Origin of the sequence: Erysipelatoclostridium sp. MSK.23.31 (assembly GCF_019125875.1) — a bacterium.
GTDB classification, from domain to species: Bacteria; Bacillota_I; Bacilli_A; order Erysipelotrichales; family Coprobacillaceae; genus Thomasclavelia; species Thomasclavelia ramosa.
Map to the genome: position 1 here is coordinate 1 of NZ_JAHOCB010000090.1, position 2815 is coordinate 2815.

A 2815-nucleotide genomic window follows, 5' to 3' on the forward strand; every position below is an offset into this window, starting at 1 on the left:
GAATAGAAAAATGGAGAAATGAAGCATTTGCAGGAATCCTGGCATTTATAAGGAGCTAACTATTAAGAAGTAAAGATTTTTTTAAAGAAATTTTATAGTGACAATTTTGGACGCACTGAAAACAGCGCATAGAATGCACTTTTTAAAAATTGTTCAGTTAGTTCAATTTAGTATAGTTTTGAAGGGGTAAAGGTACTGCCGGTCATCTCAAGAGTAAATATTACTCTCAGCAGTTTCTTTACTACATGCGACTGTGCGACTCTATATGCTTTCCCTTCGCTACTTTTTTTATCATAAAATGTTTTAAATGTTTCGTTATGCATGATGATGTAGGGTACTACATTAAATAAGGTTCGCCTTAGATTGGATGAGCCATGTTTAACCATTTTACCTTCATGGTACGAAGTACCGGATTGGTAAATAGAAGGTTCTACACCGCAAAAAGCACACAGTTGTTTTGCATTATCGAAACGGGAGAAATCTCCAAATTCACCAATAATAGAAGTTGCGGATATAGCTGATATACCTGGTATGCTTACTACTGGTGAGTTAATTGTAGACATGATAGAATTGATTTCTTTTTCTATTTTATCTATTTCGTTGTTTAAACATTTTATTATTTGTAGATTTGCGGAGATTAAGGAATCGTTGTAGTCAAAATGATGACCGCATGTATTCTTGGCTGATTCTCTTAATTCTTCAAATCTGGATGTAGATATTACTCTGGATTTATTGTGCAGTAATACACAGTCGTTATGAGATAACTTACTAATACGTTTTACAGTTTTATATTTATTTAAAAGATATAGCGCTGTATCAGTGAATTTATTATTAAAGAACCCTTTAAATTCAGGAAACTCGACATCGAGAATACCTGTAAGCACTGTTTGATGCTTACTACGTTCGTCGATTAATGAATTTCTAGCACGTGTTAGTTGTTTTAAAGCTTCAGTATGGTATGATGAGTATACATAGGTTCTAGAGGCACCTGTTGATACGAATCGTGCTATTTGGGAAGCGTCGATTTTATCAGTTTTGGTTTTTCTATTGGACAAAGCGTTAGTAAAACGTTTGACTTGAAGAGGGTTCAATTCGTCAAAGTCATATCCAATAGATGATAGAAAGAGTTTTAAATTCTTTCCATAAATACCGGTTGCTTCTAGACCTGTTTTGATTTTTTGGGAATGATCTAATGCGTCTAGAATTAACTTGAGTTTACTGAATCCTTCTCTTGTATTTTCAAAAGTGAAAGATTCTAAGACAATCTCACCTTCAGAAGTGAAGATGAAACAGTCGTGTTTATATTTGGCAATATCAATGCCGACATAATACATATAAGTTTCCTCCTTATGAATGTGATATATGGGCTGGCTTTGAACACAGTGTTTTTACATGAGCTTAATCTTGTGAGAAATGAAACATCAGGTGTTATCTAACTAATCAAAGCTGTAAATAAAAAACTGTGGTCCGATACTCCTTAAAATGGTCTACGCCACAGTGAAAAAAAACAAATCCACAGCCCAAAATAAATATTAAATAATAAATAATTCCCAGGAAAGGAAAATATTATTTAAATACCGGAGATATCGGATAATTAAATAATACAAGTGGTAAAAAATGGTAAAAATAGAAACAATTAAAGAAGAAATTAAAGATTTTGATAGTGATAACAAAAGTCTCGATTACTACTTGTGTCAAATAGCGACAAATTCCCAAAAGACCGATAATTATTGTCATAATATGGTTTGTTCGAAATGCTTAAAAATATCATTGTTAAAGTTATTAGAAAAATATAAAGAACCTGAACCAATTCAACTTACTTGGTTTGAATATGAATATCTAAAAGTTGCTAAAAAAGAGGGATTTAATTTTATTGCAAGAGATGAAGATAACAGATTGTATGGAACTAGCGAAAAACCTGAAAAGTTTAATTCAACGTGGTTTAGTAGTTGTGATTATGTAGGCATGTTCAAGTCAACATTTAATTTTGTTAAATGGGAAGATGAAGAACTTTACAACATCGATGAAATATTAAGTAATTGTGAGGTAATGTAAGATGAATAGAAAAGAATATGAAGAAAGAATAGCAAAGCTAGAAAAAGAATTAGAGGAATTAAAGGAAGCGGAAATTGAAGATGATGAGTTTCCAAAACATAATGAAGATTATTGGTTTGTTGATTCATATGGGGATATTGTTGGTACTCAATGGTGTGGTAGTGGAGTAGATAGTTACCGTAAAACCTTTTTAAGAATTTTTAGAACTGGCGAAGAATGCGAGCGATATTTAGAAATTCAAAAAGCATTTAAAGAGGAATCTAAAAACTTTGAGCCAAATTGGAAAGATTGTACTCAAGATAAATATTTTCTTTATTACGACCATGATGACAATAGCGTTGAGATTGATCAGCATGTGGAGTGTCAAGAAACAATTTTATATTTTGAAAGCGAAGAAGTATTAGAAGAAATAGTATCATGTTTTGGAGAAGAAGATATTAAAAAATATTATTTTGGAATAGAGGGATAAATAAGCCTAAATATAGAAAGAAACCAGTCAATGATGTATGAAGTACCAATATTGTGGATGAAATGGAATGAAGAAAAACGACAAGCCTGGCTGGAAAAAAATAGTGAAAAAATTGAAAAAAGTTCATTTATTCTATAGGTGTAAATCAAATTTATGATCATTATGACGATGTTGAATAAAAAGAGGAATTGAAATGAATAAAATCGAGAAATTTAGAACTGAACTGGAAAAATATAAAGAAAAATATGCATTATTAATAAAAGAGCATATTCAAGAGGAAATTAACAAAAT

At 31.1% G+C, this 2815-nt stretch carries 3 protein-coding genes; 2 read left to right on the top strand and 1 reads right to left on the bottom strand.

Going from position 1 to position 2815, the window contains the following annotated elements:
• Positions 1 to 167: 167 nt before the first annotated feature.
• The gene (locus tag KSU54_RS18310) at positions 168 to 1334 is read right to left on the bottom strand and encodes an IS110 family transposase (RefSeq protein WP_008792927.1); all 1167 of its coding nucleotides are present in this window, start codon (positions 1332 to 1334) and stop codon (positions 168 to 170) included.
• A gap of 283 nt (positions 1335 to 1617) precedes the next feature.
• Between KSU54_RS18310 and KSU54_RS18315 the strand changes: the two genes are divergently transcribed.
• Positions 1618 to 2055: a hypothetical protein gene (locus tag KSU54_RS18315; protein ID WP_008792926.1), complete on the top strand. Its 438-nt coding sequence runs from the start codon at positions 1618 to 1620 to the stop codon at positions 2053 to 2055.
• Between the two features lies 1 nt (position 2056).
• Positions 2057 to 2524 (top strand): hypothetical protein, encoded by a 468-nt coding sequence (locus tag KSU54_RS18320; RefSeq protein WP_008792925.1) that lies wholly within the window; start codon positions 2057 to 2059, stop codon positions 2522 to 2524.
• The last annotated feature ends 291 nt before the right edge of the window (positions 2525 to 2815 follow it).

Excerpts from the sequence above, each read along its gene's own strand:
- KSU54_RS18310 (WP_008792927.1), bottom strand. The coding sequence starts at position 1,334 with ATGTATTATGTCGGCATTGATATTGCCAAATATAAACACGACTGTTTC.
- KSU54_RS18315 (WP_008792926.1), top strand. The coding sequence starts at position 1,618 with ATGGTAAAAATAGAAACAATTAAAGAAGAAATTAAAGATTTTGATAGT.
- KSU54_RS18320 (WP_008792925.1), top strand. The coding sequence starts at position 2,057 with ATGAATAGAAAAGAATATGAAGAAAGAATAGCAAAGCTAGAAAAAGAA.